General features: G+C 68.3%; 12 protein-coding genes. 5 read left to right on the top strand and 7 right to left on the bottom strand.

Translation table 11 applies throughout. The features are described 5' to 3' along the window. Positions 1 to 69 precede the first annotated feature (69 nt). Both POL72_RS06520 and POL72_RS06515 read left to right on the top strand, forming a co-directional pair. Positions 70 to 846, top strand: a complete 777-nt coding sequence (locus POL72_RS06520) for a hypothetical protein (RefSeq protein WP_272094152.1) — start codon at positions 70 to 72, stop codon at positions 844 to 846. A gap of 95 nt (positions 847 to 941) precedes the next feature. Next, entirely contained in the window at positions 942 to 2549 is a 1608-nt protein-coding gene (locus POL72_RS06515; RefSeq protein WP_272094151.1) for a hypothetical protein, read from the top strand. A 152-nt stretch (positions 2550 to 2701) separates the two neighbouring features. Here the strand turns inward: POL72_RS06515 and POL72_RS06510 are convergent, their stop codons facing one another. Then, positions 2702 to 4915 (bottom strand): flotillin family protein, encoded by a 2214-nt coding sequence (locus POL72_RS06510; protein WP_276596386.1) that lies wholly within the window; start codon positions 4913 to 4915, stop codon positions 2702 to 2704. 234 nt (positions 4916 to 5149) lie between these two features. Beyond that, positions 5150 to 6016: an OB-fold-containig protein gene (locus POL72_RS06505; RefSeq protein WP_272094150.1), complete on the bottom strand. Its 867-nt coding sequence runs from the start codon at positions 6014 to 6016 to the stop codon at positions 5150 to 5152. A gap of 667 nt (positions 6017 to 6683) precedes the next feature. Between POL72_RS06505 and POL72_RS06500 the strand changes: the two genes are divergently transcribed. Then, complete coding sequence (locus tag POL72_RS06500) at positions 6684 to 7964, top strand: lipase family protein (RefSeq protein ID WP_272094149.1); 1281 nt, start codon at positions 6684 to 6686, stop codon at positions 7962 to 7964. Positions 7965 to 8072: 108 nt separating this feature from the next. Here the strand turns inward: POL72_RS06500 and POL72_RS06495 are convergent, their stop codons facing one another. The 4 genes from POL72_RS06495 to POL72_RS06480 all read right to left on the bottom strand — a co-directional run bounded on the left by POL72_RS06495 (position 8073) and on the right by POL72_RS06480 (position 15304). Beyond that, on the bottom strand, positions 8073 to 9227 hold the full coding sequence (locus tag POL72_RS06495) for a radical SAM protein (protein WP_272094148.1): 1155 nt from the start codon (positions 9225 to 9227) through the stop codon (positions 8073 to 8075). A gap of 156 nt (positions 9228 to 9383) precedes the next feature. Then, positions 9384 to 9623, bottom strand: a complete 240-nt coding sequence (locus POL72_RS06490; RefSeq protein WP_272094147.1) for a hypothetical protein — start codon at positions 9621 to 9623, stop codon at positions 9384 to 9386. A 264-nt stretch (positions 9624 to 9887) separates the two neighbouring features. Continuing rightward, a complete protein-coding gene (locus POL72_RS06485) occupies positions 9888 to 11456 on the bottom strand; it encodes an AbgT family transporter (RefSeq protein ID WP_272094146.1) in 1569 nt (522 codons plus the stop codon). A gap of 287 nt (positions 11457 to 11743) precedes the next feature. Then, positions 11744 to 15304 carry a kelch repeat domain-containing protein gene (locus tag POL72_RS06480; RefSeq protein ID WP_272094145.1) on the bottom strand — a complete coding sequence of 1187 codons (3561 nt, stop codon included), beginning with the start codon at positions 15302 to 15304 and terminating at the stop codon, positions 11744 to 11746. A gap of 278 nt (positions 15305 to 15582) precedes the next feature. On the opposite strand from POL72_RS06480, the gene POL72_RS06475 reads away from it, so the two are divergent. After that, complete coding sequence (locus POL72_RS06475) at positions 15583 to 16137, top strand: hypothetical protein (protein WP_272094144.1); 555 nt, start codon at positions 15583 to 15585, stop codon at positions 16135 to 16137. Between the two features lie 257 nt (positions 16138 to 16394). Here POL72_RS06475 and POL72_RS06470 read toward each other — a convergent pair whose 3' ends face one another. Next, entirely contained in the window at positions 16395 to 16745 is a 351-nt protein-coding gene (locus tag POL72_RS06470; RefSeq protein ID WP_272095914.1) for a BON domain-containing protein, read from the bottom strand. Positions 16746 to 16892: 147 nt separating this feature from the next. On the opposite strand from POL72_RS06470, the gene POL72_RS06465 reads away from it, so the two are divergent. Continuing rightward, entirely contained in the window at positions 16893 to 18113 is a 1221-nt protein-coding gene (locus tag POL72_RS06465; RefSeq protein ID WP_272095959.1) for a hypothetical protein, read from the top strand. Positions 18114 to 18400: the final 287 nt, after the last annotated feature.

The following is an 18400-nucleotide window of genomic DNA, read 5'->3' as shown; positions in this document are numbered from 1 at the left end:
CGACCTTCGTCAGATCTCTTCAGCGACCGCCTATCGTTGCGTGCACGCACCTTTCTCGAAAACGAGGGGGTGTTCCGAGACGTGTCCCGCTCGTGTAACTGGGAGACGCTCGCCGCAGAGCTAGAGCGCCTAAGCGTCCCATGGTACGACGCCGTGTTCGAGGTCGAAGAAGACTTTGGCGGTATGGTAAAGCGTGCAAGCAAGCCTTACAGGCAGCCTGACTTTGCCATAGGCTTGTATCAGATGATCTTGCTGACGCCTCCCGAGGAGCAAATCACGGAACTTCCGGGGTATCCGTCGGCATGTCTTACTTCACGGCCATGGCCTCGCGTCATGCATGCGCAGCTCGGGTGCGAGCTGATACTGATCGGTCTGTATGCAGACGAAAGTCATCTATACATTGATGGCGTCGGGAGAGTCTGGCTACACATTGGAATGATTGACAAGATAGAGGTCGAGGCTGGTTCGGTGCGCGTCTTCCTGGAAAATGTCGCGCTTGAGTCCGAAATGATGTCGCAAATTCCGGATCATGCAGCCATCTCGATCGATGCCGACGTGGGTGGGGCTCTGGTAAGCCCTTTCCAGCTGCAGAGGGTCGAGGAGGCATCGGATTCTGTTGTCACGAATTGGCGCAGCTCCTCCACATGGGTCCGGGTCGTCGGGTCACCAGAGAGTGGAAAGAAAAAGACGCTCGTCGTTGCGAGCTCCCCTGCGGAGGTGGTTGATCTTGTTCAGCGTGTCGTGCAGCGCTACCCCGGTGCTGCCGTCGCAGTAGACACATATCGCCCTGGTGGTCCGGCCAGACTGGCGGCTCTTCGCAAAGCAGGGATCAAGGCAACGGAATGACGATAAGTGCATGAGCCTCAGCCACAGCGGCCAGGCGGCATCCACGATGTTGGCATGTGGAAGATCACGGACAACCAGTTTCAGCGCGTGGGGAGATGATGAGCGGCAACCGGGAGCTCTCCGATGGCCTCTCGCAGCTCGGCGCAGCCGCGGTCATCAGCCGACCGCACGACCGGCGCGCGCTCGCTAAGCTGGCGCCTCCTGGTTGTACTCCGCGGTGGGTCGAGGCTGCGGCGCTGCTCTTGCAGCTCACGAGTGGTCGCGGGCTGCCCGTTCTCGGCGACGATGATTTCGGCGTGCTTGCCGACTTCGACTGTTCTCCTCGACAGCGGCGCTCGGATCTTCCTGGTCTCGTGATCGCACGACACGCGTCCGGCCGGCCTGTCGTGCTTGCCAGCAGGGATGGCGCGGTCTACGTCGGAAGATTCGAGCAGCGACTGGGAGCGAGCCTGCGCATTTTTCTTGAGAGACTCGCGGCGGAGCTCATCCCGGTACCGGCTGCCTACGGCTTCCGAATCCACGATCGCTCTCGCGACGATGCCAGAAAGCTGGCCAACAAGATCCGTATCGTCGAAAACTTCGCCGCGTCTTCTGCGCACGACCATTGCTGGTCGGACGATCAGTGGTTTGTCGTGCAAGACCGCATCGCCGCTCGGTCCTTCGACGATCTGCCGACATTGCTCGCTGCGGCGGAGGCCACGGGTGTCGAGATCGGCCTGCACGATGGCCGCGCGGACGCGCTTCTCGTCGAAGTGTACCAGCCGGTGCCTGAAGAACCTCAGTATCATATGAAGACCGGCATCGGTGAATTATCGATATGTGCCACCGCAGACCGGCGCATCGAGCAGGCCCTCCACTACGGCGACATCGGGACGGAGTGGGCCGAGTGGAGTGAGGGCGAGCTCCTCGTACAGCGGAAGCGCCCGATCGTGGAGCTCTTCAAGCCGATCCCCGATCTGCAGGAATACCTTGAAGCGCGGCGAATTCAGAGGGTGGACTGCTTCCGGCGGACCGAGGAGCACCTTCGAAAGCTCTACGGCGCGGACCTCTGGCCTGTACTCGCTGCGCTGGAGCGCGACTATGGTGGCCTTATCGCAGAGGACGATCTGACCTACTGGGCTCTCTTCCATATCAAGCCTCTGGTGGCGCCGGGCTTCATCGCCGAAACGGCTCCCGAACGCGAACGTGTCGGGTCAATCAAAGGGGAGCAGGTGCATCGGGTGGGTACGGTGAGGTTGGACCATCAGCTCTGCGTTGACGCCAGAGGCCGATTCTACATCACAGATCACATGTGCTACGACATCGAGGCGGGCGGCGAGGATCTCGAGTCGACCTTGCTGCGCCTCGCGCTCGACTGGAAGTACGAGCGCTGGCGCACGGACGCGTGCCTCGGTGGGTTCCTCGATCCGCAGGACGCCGCGCGACTGATCGAGGAGCTTCGCGGGGTGATCGAGCGGAAGCTCGACACGTTCGGCCACGCCTATTACCAAGGTCCGGGATTCGTGCTGCGGCACCCCAAGGCAGTCCTCGGGCAAAAGTCCTTCTTTCACCTCGTCGCCAGTTCTGCGAAGCGATTTTCTGACGTCTTGCGATCGCTCACGGCCAACGGGCAACCAATCAAGGTCGAGCAGGACAACCTCTCGTTCCCGACGGATGAAGAGCTCGCTCTCTGCGCGCGCTCGGGCGTCCTGCTCGCCGAGTAGGAGACATCGGGAGCCCTTCCCTGAGCGCGTGAAGCGCGCGATTGGGGAGCAACTGTTCTTCGGTGGGGCGTGGATGAGAGCGACGGCGCGCTTCAGGCGCCGAGCATGGAAGACGTCGAGGTGGGCTCGTCTCCGAAGCGGGAGAGCGCCGCTCAGGCGCGCGGGCCGCGCGCCTTGACGAGCTCGTCGATGCCGAGCTCACGCGCCTTCTGGGCCAGCGCCTCGATCTTCTTCTTCCCGTCGGCGTCGGCGCTCGGCAGGAGCGACGTCAGCATCCCCGACAGCGTGCCGTCCGAGGGCTTTCCCCCGGGCGCGACGAGCTGCTTCAGGTCCTCCGTGACGCTCGCGTTGCCGTTCAGGTAGTCGCTGGCCAGGGCGCGCACCGTGGCGCTCTGGTCGACCAGCCCGTCGACCGACTGGCCCAGGGTGACCGCCTTGACGAAGCGATCGAAGAACGCCCCGTCGCCGCCGACGATGTTGATCTTCGCGTGCTCGAACGCCCCGTGCAGGATCTCGGCCTGCGCCTTGGCGATCTCGGCCCGGATGCGCAGCGACTCGAGCTCCACCGCCCGCTCCTTCTCGAGCCGGAGGCGGAACTCCTCGTGCTCGCGCCCGACGCCGTCGAGCGCCTTCATCGCCGCCGCCTTCTCCGCGGTGCCCGCCGCCTCGGCCAGGAGCCGCTGCTTGATCGCGGTCGCCTCGGCGAGGCCCGTCTTCTCCAGGGCGAGCGCCTCGGCCTCGCGCGTCCGCGCGGCCGCGAGCCCCTTCTGCTCGATGCCCGCCGCCTCGGCGAGGAGCCGCTCCTTGGCGACGAGCGCCTCGGCGCGCCCCTGCTTCTCGATCGCCATCGCCTCGGCCTCCTTGACCATCACCCGCGCGAGGCCCTGCTTCTCCTCGCCGGCGGCGGCGGCGTTCATCTTCTCGAGCGTGACGCGGGCCTCGGCGAACCCCTGCTTCTCGATCGCCTGCGCGTCGGCCTCCTTCACCCGGATGCGCGCCAGCCCCTCGGCCGCGGACTCAGCCTGCAGGCCCTCGGCCAGGCGGATCTTCGCGCGCGCGGCCTTGTCGCTCGCCTCGAGCTCGGCGTCGGCCGTGATGAGCCTCTCGCGCGCCCGGAACTTCGCCGCCTCCTCGCTCGCCTCGGCGCCCTTGAGCTGCTTGACGAGCTGCTCCTGCGCCTCGGCCTCCGCGTTGATGCGCGTCACGTCCTTGAGGCGCGTCGCCTCGGCCACCGCGCGCACGTCCTTGATGCGCTCCTCCTCCTCGGCCACCGTCTTGTCGACCACGATCCTCGCCCGGACCACGTCGGCGATGTCCTTCTTCTGGAGCTCGATCTCCTTCTCGCGCGCGATCTGCTGGAGCATCACGTCGCGCTCGCGGCTCACGATCTCGAGCTGACGCGCCTTCTCGACGCGCTCGGTCTCGACCGCGACCTCCCGCTCCTTGTTCTTCTGGGCGACCGAGACGCCGCGCTCCTTCGCCTCGCGGGCGACGAAGGCCTCCTCGTCGTTCTTCTCCTGGAGGAGCACCGTCTTCTTCCGCTCCTCGCTCGTGATGCGGGCGGCCTCGTTCTGCTCGCGCGCCTGCGCCACCGAGATCTCCTTGTTCTTCTTCGCCTCGGCCTCGGCCCGGCGCTGATCGAAGCGGAAGATGGCCTCGTCGGAGTTCAGGTTCTGGCTGCCGATCTCCATCCGCTCCTTCTGGCGGAGCTCGTTCGTCAGCACGTTCTGCGCGACCGTGAGCTCGGTGATCTTCCGGATGCCCTCGGCATCCATGATGTTGTCCTTGTCGAGCAGGTCGATGGGCGTCTGCTCCAGGTAGTCGATCGCCGCGTCGGCCAGCACGAACCCGCTCAGGTCCTTGCCGATGACGTCGATGATGTCGTCCTTGAACTTCTGCCGCTCCTTGTAGAGGTCCTCGAAGTTCAAGCGCTTGCCGACCGTCTTGAGCGCCTCGGAGAACTTCGCGGCGAAGAGCTGCTCGAGCGTCTCCGGGTTCGACGCGCGGACGCAGCCGATGGTCCGCCCGACCGTGCGCACGTCGTCCTGCGTCTTGTTCACCTGCACGAAGAAGGTGACCTTGATGTCCGCGCGGATGTTGTCCTTGCAGATGAGGCCTTCCTTGCCGCGCCGGTCGATCTCGATCGTCTTGACCGAGATATCCATGTACTCGGCGCGGTGGATGATGGGCAGCACCAGCGTCCCCGTGAAGGTGACGATGGGGTCCTGGCCTCTCGTGTTGATGATCAGCGCCTTGCCCTGATCCACCTGGCGGTAGAACTTGGCGTACATCACCAGCATCCCGAGGGCGACGAAGGCGAGGACGCCGACGAGGACGATGATTAAGGGGACGGTCACAGTGGGCACGCGGAGCTCCTTCGCGTTTCGGTGGAGGGGAGGGCGCCGGCCCCCGCGTTCACGTCGGTGAGGGTCGGTCGTCCAGGCCCGCTCAGAGCCGGGTCGGGGGCCGAATGACGCCCCCTCGGGGACGAGCGTACACGAAACCGCCTGCCCGACAGCGGCGTTCAGCCGCGGCGCTCACGCCGGCGTTCAGCCGCGGCGCCCACGCCGGCGTTTCAGCCGCGGCGCCCACGCCGGCGTTCAGCCGCGGCGCTGCCGCTCGTCCGCTGCGCGCGCCGCGGGCGCGTCGTCCTCCTCGACGCCGGCCGGGCGCGCTTCCACGCCGGACGCACCCCGCTCGGCCAGGGGAGGGGGAGGGCCCAGGAGGGCGTCGAGCGGCTCGACGCCGAAGACCTCTCGGTCCGGGTCCCAGCTCACGAGCAGCGCGCGGTCGCCCCGGCGGAGCGCGCCGGGCGTGTCGCACCGGACGTCGAGGATGTGGCTCGCCCCGCCCTCGTCGATCGTGGCCTGACCGAAGCGCTCGTCGACGCGCCCGGTGGAGATGACGCACACGCGGCCCACGAGATCCTTCTTCGACTGGGCGTGCCGGGTCACGAACAGCGGGCCGAGCGGCCGCACCGCGAGCGAGGTCAAGAGCACGGCCGCGACGAGCGAGCCCGCGAGCACCGCGAGGCCGAGCGTCCAGCCAGGCAACCCCCAGCCGAGCCAGAGCGGCCCGACGAGCACCGTCGACAGGGCGCTCGTGAACCAGCCGAACGTCGCGATCAGCGAGAGCGTCACGGTCGCCGGCACGCGGTGAAGCTCCAGGGCCGCGAGCAGCGAGCCGACGCCGTGCGCGCCGTCGGCTCCGTCGGCCGCGTCGGCCAGACCCTCCGCGGCGCCCTTGGCGGCGCCCTCGAGCGCGCCCTTGGCGGCGCCTTCGAGCGCGCCCTTGGCGGCGCCTTCGAGCCCGCCCAGGTCGGGCGCGGCGTCGCCGTGGGCGCCGCCGAGCAGGTCGAGGTCGAGCGCGCCCAGGAGGACGAACAGCCAGTAGATGAGCGCGAGCGCGAGCAAGACCGTGAAGATCACGGCAGGGAACGCGAGCGACGCGGCGAGCACCTCGGCCATAGGTAGACGCGGGCTGGGCGCAGGATGCGGCGCCTGCGACCGGCCTCTCCGATAGGATCACAAGGAGCGAAGAGATGGGGCCAAATTCGGCCGCCCAGCGTGCCGCCGAAAAGACTTGACTTGCCTGGGTGGGCGCTCGATCGCAGATCGCGCGGAGCGCAGCGTGGGGGCGCTGCGCTCCGCGCCGACGCTCGGAGACGCGGCCAAGCCACCCTGTCAGGGAGCCGCTTGATCCAAGGGGGCGATTTGCGATCCGAGGCGTGCGCGGTGATCCACCCCGGTATCCTTGAATCGCTCTGGTCTCTCTTTCCTCCATATCTTGCGAGGGCGCTCGATCTTCTGGCCTGGGTAATCACGCATTCTCGTCGGAAGTCCTGGCAGGCTCTTCGCAGGCCTCCGCCGCGCTCGGGTGGTTGCAGAGGGGGGAGGCGGTGGTAGTTTGAGGTGTGGGGTCGACCCGCTCCGGTGTTGGTGGGCGCGGGGCGCGTCGTCGGCGCGAAGACTACGTTGCGCGTCGAGCCAGCTCACGATGAGCGCTGGTGATAAAAGTGCGGCTCACGCCGACCGGACTCCGAGCGACGGCACGCGCGTCCCGGCCGGAGGCGCGTGCTCGCCGCAGCTTCCATAGCGAACGCCGGCCGAATGGCGATGAGGAGCGAGGGGAGCCATGGCAGACAAGGATTTGTGGCCAGATCAGGACATATCGAGCAGCGCCGACGACATCCGGATCGCCGAGACACTTCAGCGTGCAATCGCTCTCTTTCCGGAGCAGTGGGCGGCTGCCGCGGCACGCTTGAGGGCCGGTGACCTCGTCGATGACCTCGTGAACGTGAGTCCAGGCGCATACGACCACACCGCTTCATCTCTCCTCGCTTCCGCGTCGGCATGGGCATACTCGGACAACGAGGAAGTCATCAGAATGTTGGAGCGTCGCGGATTCTCGAATGTCTGTGTCACGGTCACGTTCAATAATCAGGGTTTTCTCATGGATTCGCTCGTGCACTTCGTCCTGAGCAGGGATGGGCGGGTGGGAATCCTCGTCTTTCGTGGATCGCAGCTGCAGCCTCTGACCAATTGGTTGGCCAATATCAATATGAAGACGGAGGCGTTTTATGCCGCTGGACGTGTGCACGGAGGCTTTTATCACGGCATCCTGTCGGTATGGTCACGCGTGAGAAATTACCTTGTCGCCGCCCAGAACGGTGAGTCGATCTGTGGAGCATCGCTGCGCGATGCGATAAGCAAGCGCTGCGCTCAGGAGCCCTCGATGGAGGATGTCCGTGTGTCCTGTGACGAGGTGTCGGGTTTGTTGAGGCAAGGTGACGAATCTCGCAAAAAGGAGAGACTGCGGTCCATGGTCGGGGCGCTCGAGGACGCGCTCCGGTTCAAGATGGAGGCGCTCTACATCACCGGCCACAGCCTGGGCGGCGCGCTCGCCGTCCTCGCGGCGGCGCTGATCTACTCGGACGAGAAGCTCCGTGAGCTGCGGCCGCTGTTGCGCGGAATCTACACATTCGGCCAACCGATGGTCGGCGACCAGGCTTTTGCCACGAAGTTTCAGGGAGAGTTCGGGAACAAGCTCTTCCGGCACGTCTATTCCCGAGACATCATACCGCACTTGCCACCGCGCTCGGCAGGGATCTTCGAGCACTTCGGTCAGGAGTACATCTCTTCGATAGAAGGCTGGATCAGCAACAGGGGGCCGACCGCAGGCCAGGTGCGCATCGGGGGGGTCGCCATGCTCGGCAGCGCTCTTTCGTGGCTCAGTGAGCAGTTCTCCCCTCGCGGCCTGCTCCCCGACCTCGGACCCGTGGGATGGCTCGCGAAGAAGCTCGTTCCTCCCTTCCTGCGTGAACCGCTCCTGCTTCGCTATTCGCTGGGCGATCATATGCCAATCAATTACCTCCGCGTCTCCCGTGGACCCGTCCCTGGCAGCGAGTTCTTGTGAGCGAGCGCCTTCGTCAGGGCTCTCTCTGATCGTGGCCGAGCGGGCCCTGGCCTGCCTTGCACGCCAGATCCGGACGCGGCTGGACCTCGCCGGCGTGGATCTGTCCCCTCAGGGACGGACCGCGCTCGGACGGACCACCGCGATCATCTCGGGGGGCAGCGACTCGATGACGCGCTGGCGGATATGGCGAATGAGCTTCTGCAGGTCCTCGCAGTATACGGAGGGGTTGTCGAACCGTCGCTCCCGGCTGAAGCGATGCGGCATGTAGCCCCCTCCGCACACATCCCGCAGATCGCAGGCGTGGCACGTCGCGCAGAGCGCCGTGACGCCGCCCTGCATCGCGCGGACGATCGACGATCGACGCGCGTCGTCGAGCTCGTTGCGCAGCACGTTGATGCCCAGCTTCGTGAGCCCGTGCTCGCAGCACTTGAACGCGTCGGTCGGCTCGATGCCGCCGTCCGTCTCGACGATGATCGCCCCTGCAGGTCTTCCGCCGATGTTGTCGGTGCTCATCGGATGCCCGAACAAGAGGCGCAGGATGTTCTCGAAATACCGCACGTGTCGATCGGGCCGATTCTGCTCGAACCATAGGTCGAAGAGCTCGATCATCCAGTCCCCGTACGGCATCGCCCCCGTCGGCGGCCGATTTTCATGGTTCGCGTGCGGAAGGTTGATCTCCATGCCCGGCACGTCGAGGAACTGCCACAGCTCGAACATCTCCCGAGGTGGGATGTCCGTGTTGATCACCGCGAGCACGTTCGCGAAGATCCTGGGCCCCCTCGGGTGCGCCTGGAGGCGCCGGATGGCCGCCACGACGTCGTCGAACGACCCGGCGCCCTGGTGGTCCACTCGGTGGCGGTCATGAAAGCGCTTCGGGCCGTCGATGCTGAGGCCCACGTTGATGGAGAGATCCGCGAGGAGATCGATCCACTCGTCATCGATCAGCACACCGTTGGTCTGGACGCTGAAGTGCGAGCGAACGTGGGCCTCCTCCAGCGCGCCCCTGACCTGCTCGACCCACCCGCGGAGGCGGCGTCTGCCGAGCAAGAGCGGCTCCCCGCCGTGCAGGATGACGTGAACGGTCGGAATGTCGTGCCGGGCCACGTGCGATACGATGCGCTTCGACAGCGCCGTCGTGACGTCCTCGCGCATCACCGCGGGCTGGGACACGTAGGTCCGATCCGCCAGGTTGTACATGTAGCAATAGCTGCAGTTGAGGTTGCAGCGGCTCACCACCTTCACCACATAGGTCGATATGGGCACGGCGTGAGATCGGTCGGTTGCGATAGGCAGTCTCACGACGGGGGCCATCCGGGCGCTCTCCATGACGAGTGGGGTTGCGAGGAAGGGGGCGCCGGACAGCGGCGCGCGCCGATCCCAGCCTCAGAGAGGGCATGTCTCCTCGGAGCGACGCCCTCGCTAGCCCTCCGGCAGCACGCCGGGCCTCGGCGCGGAGCCGAAGTCAGTCCACTCGCTGAGGGTGAGCGAGTCGTGGCGCCTCCGCCCCTCGCGCAGGTCTGCGACCGACAGCATCGCGGACTTTACCGCCTCTTTCCCGATCTTCCGGATGTGCTCCGGATCAGGGTTCAGAGCAGCAAGGTTGATCTCCTTGGATTCGTCGCCAGACGGCTCTGCCGCGACGTGCAAAGATTCATTCATGTCCTTATTCATCGTCAACTCCAGATCTCTTGCACCCGGCACGCCCATCGGGCGCGGGCGCGCCTCATGGTAAGCTTGTGCTACTCGCAGGCGCTCGCAATGGGGTGCAGCGGGGAGCCGGTCTGGATTCCGAGGTGTAACGGTTCCTCCCGGCGACGCTGGCGGGAGGCTCCGGCAAGCCCAGCCCCGCGCGCGAGCGCGTGGCTCTTCGTGCGACCCGCCGAGCGGGTGCGCTATTTGCGGCGGCCGCCCCGGAGGGGTACGTCAGGGGTAGACATACGGCGCGTCAAGCCCGAGCGGGAGGCCGAGCTGCCAGTAGGCGAGGAGGAACAGCGTCCACGCCACGAGGAAGGTCACCGAGTAGGGGACCATCAGCGCGACGAGCGTGCCGATCCCCGTGCCCTTCACGTACTTCTGGCAGAAGACCACCACGAGCGGGAAATACACCATCAGCGGCGAGACGATGTTCGTCGTCGAGTCCCCGATCCGGTACGCCGCCTGCGTGAGCTCCGGCGAGATGCCGATCGACATGAGCATGGGCACGAGGATCGGGGCGAGCAGCGCCCATTTCGCCGACGCGGACCCGATGAGGACGTCGGTGATCGCCGTGAGCAGGATGACGCCGACGATGGTCACCGCGCTCGGGAGCGCCATCGCCTGCAGCGCCGCGGCGCCCTTCAGCGCGAGGAGCGCGCCGAGGTTCGAGCGGTTGAAGAGGTAGATGAACTGCGCGGCGAAGAAGGCCATGACCAGGTAATACGCCATCGTGCTCATCGTCTTGCTCATGCCGTCCATCACGTCGCGGTGGCTCGTGAACGTGCCGGCCGCGTAGCCGTAGACGAGCCCTGGGATGAGGAAGAAGAGGAAGATGAGCGGCACGATCGCGCTCATCAGCGGCGCGCCGCTGACCGTGAGCTGCCCGCTCGCCGCGCGCAGCGGCGAGGAGGCCGGCGCGCTCGCCGCGACGAGCAACGCGACGCCGGCCGCCATCGACGCGAGGGCCAGCCAGAGCGCGCGCGCCTCGCGCGGCGCGAGCGCCGCCGTCATGAGCTGCTCCGCCTCGGGCGCGGCGTCCACGGGCGTCCGGGCGACGCGCGGCTCGATCACGCGGTCGGTGATGTACCAGCCGACCGCGATGATCACGAGGCAGGAGGCGCTGCAGAAGAACCAGTTGCAGAGCGGGTTCACGGTGCGCTTCGGGTCGAGGATGCTCGCGCCGGCCTGCGTGAGGCCCTGCAGCAGCGGGTCGAGGCTCGACGGGATGAAGTTCGCGCTGAAGCCGCCCGACACGCCCGCGAACGCCGCGGAGATGCCCGCGAGCGGGTGCCGGCCGGCGGCCTGGAAGATGACGCCGCCGAGCGGGATGACGAGCACGTACCCCGCGTCCGCTGCGGTGTGGCTCGCGATGGCCACGAGGATCAGCATCGGCGTGAGCAGCACCCTCGGCGTGATCGCGAGGACCTTCTTCAGGCCGGCGTTGATGAACCCCGAGCGCTCGGCGATGCCGACCCCGAGCAGGGCCACGAGCACCACGCCGAGCGGCGGGAAGCTCGTGAAGGTCTGCACCATGGTCGAGAGGAACTCGGCGATCGCCTTGCCCGAGAGCTGGCTGTGGACCACGAGCGGCTGCTTCGTGCGCGGGTCGATCTCGCTGAACTGGAGCGTGGCGAGCCCCGCGGAGAGGACCACGACCACCGCTGCCAGCAGGATGAAGAGCACGGCCGGATCAGGCAGCTTGTTGCCCGCGCGCTCCAGCGCGTCGAGGATGCGGCTCGCCCCGCGGCTCTCGGCGCGGGGCAGGGGGAGGGTTTGCTCGGGTTGCTCGCTGGACATCCGCTTATCTTAAAGCGATCACCCCGGGCGGCGTGAAGCGCTGAACATGTGCTGGCGGCTTTGGGCGGACACCGGTTGTGCTCGTGCAGAAGCAGCGGATCACCACCGGCTGCTGCTGGGGCAGCAATGCGCGCCGGGGCGTCGTCGCTGCATTGCCGCGCTGGCGAGGCTCGACGAGCGCGCGCCGCCGGACGCCATGACGTTTCGGCGGCGGCCCGGTGGCTCAGCGGGCTTCTTGGCTTTCGAGGCTCGAGAGCACGCTGATTTGTACACGTGCTCTCGAGAGCTCAGGCGGTGCGTCGGGGCCTTACGAGGCGCCGACGCAGCCGCGTGGCGGCGAGCGCCGCGAGGGCGAGCAACCAGGACGGTGCCTCCCGAGGACCATTGGCCATGCTGCAGCCGCCGCCCCCTCCTGCGCTCGGGAGATCGCCGCCGCCGCTGCTCTGCGTGCCTTGCGCGCTGGCGCCGGTGGTGGTGGTGTCATCGCTGCCAGCGCCGGTCGTGGTGGATGTGGCGCCCCCTTGATGGCTGGTGTCACCGCCCTGGCCGCCGATGGCCGTGCCGCCAGCGCCCCCGTCGCCGCCAGCGCCCCCGTCGCCCCCGCCGCTGGTTCCGCCGCCGGGATTGCCACCGGTGCCACTGCTGGCATCGCCGCCGCCGGCGCTTGGATTGCCACCGATGCCACTGCTGGCATCGCCACCGTCCGGATTGCCACCGACACCGCCGCTGGCGCCGCCGCCGTCCGGATTGCCACCAACACCGCCGCTGTCGCCGCCGCCGTCCGGATTGCCACCAACACCGCCGCTGGCGCCGCCGCCGTCCGGATTGCCACCAACACCGCCGCTGGCGTCGCCGCCGCTGCCGCTGGCGTCGCTGCCGCTGCCGCTGCCGCCGCCGCTGTCGCCGCCGCCGATACCACCGCTGGCATCGCCGCCGCCGCCGTGCCCGCCCGCGGCCGTGCCGCCTGCACCGCCGCTGCCGCTCACGGCCCCGCCGCCTTCGCCCGTGGTGCTGCCGCCGGCGCCGTCGCTGCCGCCCCCCGCGCCAGCGCTCTCGCCCCCGCCTTCGCCCGGCACGCAGGCGCCGCTCTGGCACATCCCGGGCGACGCAGGCTGCGCTGCGACATAGAGCCACGCATTGTCGAGACGTTGATACCCGGAACTGCCGCCGGCGATCAGGATGCGGCCGTCGTGGAGCCGCTCCATCACGGCGCTCTGAGCCCTCACGTCCAGCGCCGGCGCGAGCGTCCAGGTGTCGCTCGCCGGATCGTAGATCTCGGCCGTGAAGGCACCGTCATTGGCTCTGGATGGGGACGGGAGGCCCATCACCAGGACCCTGCCGTCGGGGAGGAGCGCTGCGCGGGGGGAGTCCCGTGGCTCGACCATCTCTCCGGTCGAGGTCCACGTGTCGCTCGCCGGATCGTAGATCTCGGCCGTCTTCATGTTGACGCCGGTGACTCCTACTCGTCCCCCGACGACGAGCACCCGGCCGTCCAGAAGCAGCGTTGCCGCGTGACGGCGCCGCATCCATTGCATCGAGGCGACGCGTGTCCACGTGTCGGTCGCCGCGTCGTAGATCTCCGCGCTCACCTCCTGGGATTGCCTGTCTCCGCCCGTGACGAGGACCCTGCCGTCCTGCAGCAACGTCGCCGTGGCGAGGCTTCGCGGAACGTTCATGGGCGCTGCCAGGGTCCACGTGTTGGTGACGGAGTCGTAGATCTCGGCCTTTTCTCCGCCGCCGTCGACGTTGCCGTCGCCGCTGGCGACGAGCACCCGGCCGTCTGCGAGCGGCGTGACCGTCGCGTCGGCCATATAGCGCGACACGAGGGTGGGCGCGGCCGGCGACCAGACGCCCGTCGCAGGGTCGAATCGCACCGTCTGCGAGGGGCGCCGGAGCGGGCCATCGGCGATCCCCAGGGCCCTCCCGTCCGGAAGCGATGCGAGCCTCATCGGGCGCCTCGCCGCGTTCAACTTCTCGGGGGGCTGCCACGAGCCCGTGCTCGGGTCGTAGCGGAGCCAGACATCGCCCGCCCGCGGCGGATTCCCTGTCTCGCCGAAGCCGATCACGAGGAGCGTCCCATCCTGGAGCAGCGTGGCCGCAGGCAGGTTGAGGAGGACGCCCATCCGCCCCGTCACCTCCCAACCCTCTGCGGACCCGGCGAAGTCGCAGGGCGTACCGTCCGGCTTCGCGGACGCGGGCGCCGCGCACCCCGCCGCGGGGTCGCACACAGGCGCTTCATGACAGTCATCGACGGGCAGGCACACCGCGAGGGTCGACCCCACGCAGGCCCCGCCCTCGCAAGCGCTCGTCGCGGAGCACACGTCGCCGTCGCTGCACGGCGTCCCGTCCGGCGCGGGCGCGCCGCCGACGCATGCGCCCGCCTCGCAGAGACCCCCGGCGACGCACGCGTCCGCGTCGTCGCAGGCGACGCCCGTGAGAGGGGTGCAGACGCCGTCCTGCGACGCGCCCGAGGCGGCCGCGCAGGCGTCGCAGGGGCCGGCGCAGGCCGCGTCGCAGCAGACCGAGTCCGCGCAGAAGCCGCTCCCGCAGTCGCTGTCGGTGTCGCAGGCCCCGCCGAGCGCCGAGCGCTCGCGGAAGAGCACGGCAGACGCCGTGGCGGTCGCGGCGTCGACGTAGCCGCCGGCGATCAGGACGCTGCCGTCGTTGAGCCGCGTCGAGGAATGGTAGGCCCGCGCCATGGTCACGGGCGGCGCCAGGTCGAGGTTCGACCAGGAGCCGGTCGCCTCATCGAAGAGCGCCTGGGTCGCATAGAAGGGGACCAGGTTCGCTGTCGAACCCACGGCTCTGCATGGCTCCACGCCTCCGGTCAACAGCACCTTCCCGCTCGGGAGCAGCGAGGTGCGCATCCCCTGGATACTCGAGGTGTCCCACCCGCACGGGCTCGATGCCGGAGCATACGGCCCGGGGGTCGACTCCCAGCGGTCGTCCTGCGGCAGGTAGAGCTGCGAGAAGGCGTGACTCTCCGGGTCCAGGCTGGCGGGGAAGGTGCCTCCGACGACCAGGACCCCGCCGCCCGGCAGCGTCGTCGCGCCGGGATACCCATACTCGGTCGTCGGCTTCACGGCGCCCTGCTCCCAGGTCCAGAGCCGGGTCTCCAGGTCATAGACGCTGCAGCCACCTCCGGCCACCATCACGCGGCCGTCGTTGAGCAGGGTCGCGCTCACAGGCTGGGGCCTGTAAGGCAGCCTCATCCACCGGTCCACGGCATTGCAGTGCGGAAGGTCCGTCCAGCCGCGCGACGCCGGGTCGTAGATGGCTGCGTTCTGGTAATAGTGCAGCACGAACTGGCCATCGAACTCGTCGTAGACGTCTTGCCAGGCCAGCCCGACGAGCACCGGCCTGCCGCCGGCGAGCATCATCGAGGGCGCGGGGTGGGCTATCGACAACGACCCCGCGGGCGTCCAGGTGTCGGTCAACGGGTCGTAGATCTCGGTCGAAGACAGGGATGTGCCCTGCGCCTGTGCGTTCCTCGCCCTGCCGCCGGCCACGAGGACATGGCCGTCTGGCAGCAGGACGGCCGCGTGTCCGCTGCGGGCCTGGAGGAGCGGCGCCGCGGGCGACCATGACCCGGTCGCCGGGTCATAGATCTCGACCGCCTGGAGGCTCATCGCCCCGCTCGTCGTGTACGGCGGTTCGTCCACCTCCGGGTATCCACCCGCGACGAGCACCCTGCCGTCCTGGAGCACCGTGGCCGTGTGCTCGCCCCGCGGGGTGATCATCGGCGGCACGCTCTCCCAGGACGGCGCGCTGGCTGCCGACGCGACGCCCGCGCACAGCATGACGAACCCGCAGGCAGCGGCGCTCCCTAGCCTTCCGATCGATCGCATTTCCTGATGGCCTCCGTCGCCGTCCGTTGCTCGCGGTGGCGCGGGCATTCAGAGTCCTGCGCGCCGAGGGCCGGCGCACGGGGCACCTCGTTACGGGGCGCGGCGTCGAGGACGCGTTCTCCACGTCTGCGTGGTCGGATGCGCGGCGTCGATGTACAGAGTGTGCCATGGCCATGGGCCGCCGACGGCGCAGTGTGCGGCTCACCGTGGCGCATTCCATCGTTTCACGCTCAGAAAACCGCTATTTGCGCTGGCACATCGGTTGCTGAGGGAGCGGCATGAAGACCTTTATCCGGTGGCTCATTCCCGTCACGCTCCTTCCTGTGTTCGCTTGCTCCGACGCGGTCGAGCAGCCTTCCGGCGCCGGTTCGGGGGGCGGCACGCCCGACGAGCCCCTGTCCTCCAGCGTATCGAGCGGCACCGGCGGCGCGCCCGAGGAGACCACGTCGTCCAGCGCATCGACCGGTGGCGACACCCCCGTCGCGTGTGATTTCTCAGGAGGGGGCGCTCCGCCGGGAGCGCGCTGCGCAAAGGAGGGCGAGCTTTGCGACTACGCCTGCTCCCCCTGCAGCGTCACCTGCGCCGACGGCGTATGGGTCGAGCACTGCACCGCATGTCCCTCGATAGAGCCTGAGAACGGAACTGACTGCAGTGCCTATTACAGCGTGGGGCCGTGCAGGTATAAGCGCGAGTGTGGCACGGTGAGCGCCACTTGCGACGGACCGACCGGGTTGTGGGCGATCAGCTGCGGTGACGAGGGAGACGGGAGCGGGGGCAACGAAGGCGGCGGGGGCGCCGGCGGCGGCGAGGACACCGAAGGCGGCTGCGGCTAGAACAACGATCACGTTGTTCTAGCGAGAGATGAACCGCCAAGACGCCATAAGACGCCAAGGCGCCGAAAAATAAAACAAATATCTTGGCGTCTTATGGCGTCTTGGTGGTTCGAAATTCTGCGCAATTCGGGCGGTTTCAACCCGTTTGTCGCCCTGGGCGTGGCCGCGGCGGCTCCTGCCGCCACGTCTGCCACGCGCTCGGCCTGCGATCGACCGCTGCGCGGCGGCCCGCCGGCCTCTGCCATTCACGCCAGAGCTCAGGAGGCGTTCCGGCGCGACTCGTTGTTCTTCGTCTCCGGGGGTGACGTCGCGCCCATGGACGTCGCGGAGCTCGCCGTGGCGCCGGTCGTGCTCGTGGCGGCGCGCTCGCTCGACGACAGCCCCGCGCTCATCCTCGCCTCGCCCTGCTGCTCGCGGTGGAGCCGGATCTCGTTCCGCACGTCGATCACGCCCGAGATCCGCTCGGCGAGCGCCTCCAGCTGGTGCTTGAAGCGCCGCTCGCGGACGGTCCCGGAGAGGATGACCTCGCCGTTCTGCACCTTCACCTCGACGTCGCTCGCGTCGAGGTCCGGCTGATCGGCGATCTGATCGCAGATATCCTCACGGATCCGCTCGTCCGAGCGCTTGTACCCCTTGGGCGGGCGGCCGCGCGAGCCGCTGAGCCCGCCGCCCTGTCGAGCGGTCTGGAGGAAGCTGCGGCCGCCTGAGGTCTGTCCGCCGAACCCCTGTCCGCCGTAGGGCTGAGGATAAACGCCTTGATCGCCGCCGGAGGACGACTCGTTGCCCTCGTATCCGCGTTGCTGTCCTGGCCGCTCGTTCCAGCGGCGCTCGTCGTCGGCCCACTGCCGGAGGCCGCCGCGGGCTCCGTATCCTTCGTGGTGGCCACCGCCCAGGCCTCCCTGGCGACCGAAGCCGCCCTGGCCGCCACCAGATCCACCCTGGCCACCGAATCCACCCTGGCCTCCGAAGCCGCCTTGACCGCCCTGGCCGCCGCCGAATCCACCCTGGCCGCCGAAGCTGCCCTGGCCAGCCTGGCCGCCGAATCCACCCTGGCCGCCGAAGCTGCTCTGACCGGCGCCATGACCGCCCTGTCCGCCGCCGTAGCCGCCCTGTCCGCCGAAGCCGCCCTGTCCGCCGAAGTGGCCCTGTCCGCCCTCATCGGCATAGCCGCCCTGCCCACCGCTGAACCCGCCGTGGCTGGCGCCGAATCCCTGGCCGCCGTAGCCGCCGAGTCCACCCTGTCCACCGAAGCTGCCCTGGCTGCCACCGAAGCTGCCCTGGCTGCCGCCGAGTCCGCCCTGGCCGCCGCCGTGACCGCCTTGGCCGCCGCCGAAGCCGCCTTGGCCGCCGTAGCCGCCCTGGCCGCCGCCGAAGTGACCTTGGCCGCCGTAACCGCCCTGGCCGCCACCGAAGCCGCCCTGGCGGCCGCCGAAGCCGCCCTCGCCGCCGCCGTAGCCGCGCCTGGAGCCAAGATCGTCTCGACCTCCTCGCTGGAAGTCATCACGCTGGCCGCCCCACGCCTGGCGCTGGACGTCCTCGCGCTGGCCCCAGCCACGATCCTGCCTGCCCTCCCATCCGCGCTCGCCGCCGTGGCCGCGCCAGCTCGGGTCGCCCTCGTAGCCGCGGCCGCCGGATTCTCGCTGATCGGATACGGCGCGGAAATCATCGTGACCTCCTCGGGAATGGCTTCGATCGTCGCGCTGGAGGACTTGCTCGTAATTGCCACGATGCCCGTAACTAGCATCCCCGGTCGCTCCGCGCTCGCCGCGATACGCCTCGTCTCCTCGCGGTCCCTGGTGTCGCCCGCCCCTGTCCTCGTCGTGACCTCGCCCGTCGTTATGTTCCTCGTCGATCCAACCATGGCGATTCGGCATGGCTTCTCCGCCTTTCTTGCAGCACGAGCGCCACCGCAGCGAGCCCGTGTCGCGACGCTTTGTGATCCAGTCGACGCTCAGTCGACGCTCAGTCGACGCTGAGGGGCACGTCGGACAGCCGTCATCGGGCCGCCTTTTATGCGGGCCTGTCCGGCTCCGCGTGACCTGGAGATCCGAGGCCTCGATGCCCCGGCGCGGCCCGACGTCGCAAGAGGTATTCCAGAGCCGGCGGAGCGATGTTTCGCTGCTTTTTCAGGAAGATTACGGCCCCGCCGCGCGCGCGCGGAGGTGCAAAGCGCCCCACGTCAGAGCGACAAAGCGTCCCATCGAGACGTCATGCCACAGTGATGACGTGTGAATCAGGGATCCCCCTGAGCATGCTTAGGGAA

This window comes from Sorangium aterium (genome assembly GCF_028368935.1).
Lineage (GTDB): Bacteria > Myxococcota_A > Polyangia > Polyangiales > Polyangiaceae > Sorangium > Sorangium atrum.
Note: the sequence above shows the minus strand (reverse complement) of the source record. Positions and strands in the feature narration are given on the sequence as shown.

What these genes read in the sequence shown, in the direction of transcription:
- POL72_RS06515 (WP_272094151.1), top strand. Translation starts at nt 942, where the DNA reads ATGATGAGCGGCAACCGGGAGCTCTCCGATGGCCTCTCGCAGCTCGGC.
- POL72_RS06505 (WP_272094150.1), bottom strand. Translation starts at nt 6,016, where the DNA reads ATGGCCGAGGTGCTCGCCGCGTCGCTCGCGTTCCCTGCCGTGATCTTC.
- POL72_RS06500 (WP_272094149.1), top strand. Translation starts at nt 6,684, where the DNA reads ATGGCAGACAAGGATTTGTGGCCAGATCAGGACATATCGAGCAGCGCC.
- POL72_RS06490 (WP_272094147.1), bottom strand. Translation starts at nt 9,623, where the DNA reads ATGAATGAATCTTTGCACGTCGCGGCAGAGCCGTCTGGCGACGAATCC.
- POL72_RS06485 (WP_272094146.1), bottom strand. Translation starts at nt 11,456, where the DNA reads ATGTCCAGCGAGCAACCCGAGCAAACCCTCCCCCTGCCCCGCGCCGAG.
- POL72_RS06480 (WP_272094145.1), bottom strand. Translation starts at nt 15,304, where the DNA reads ATGCGATCGATCGGAAGGCTAGGGAGCGCCGCTGCCTGCGGGTTCGTC.
- POL72_RS06475 (WP_272094144.1), top strand. Translation starts at nt 15,583, where the DNA reads ATGAAGACCTTTATCCGGTGGCTCATTCCCGTCACGCTCCTTCCTGTG.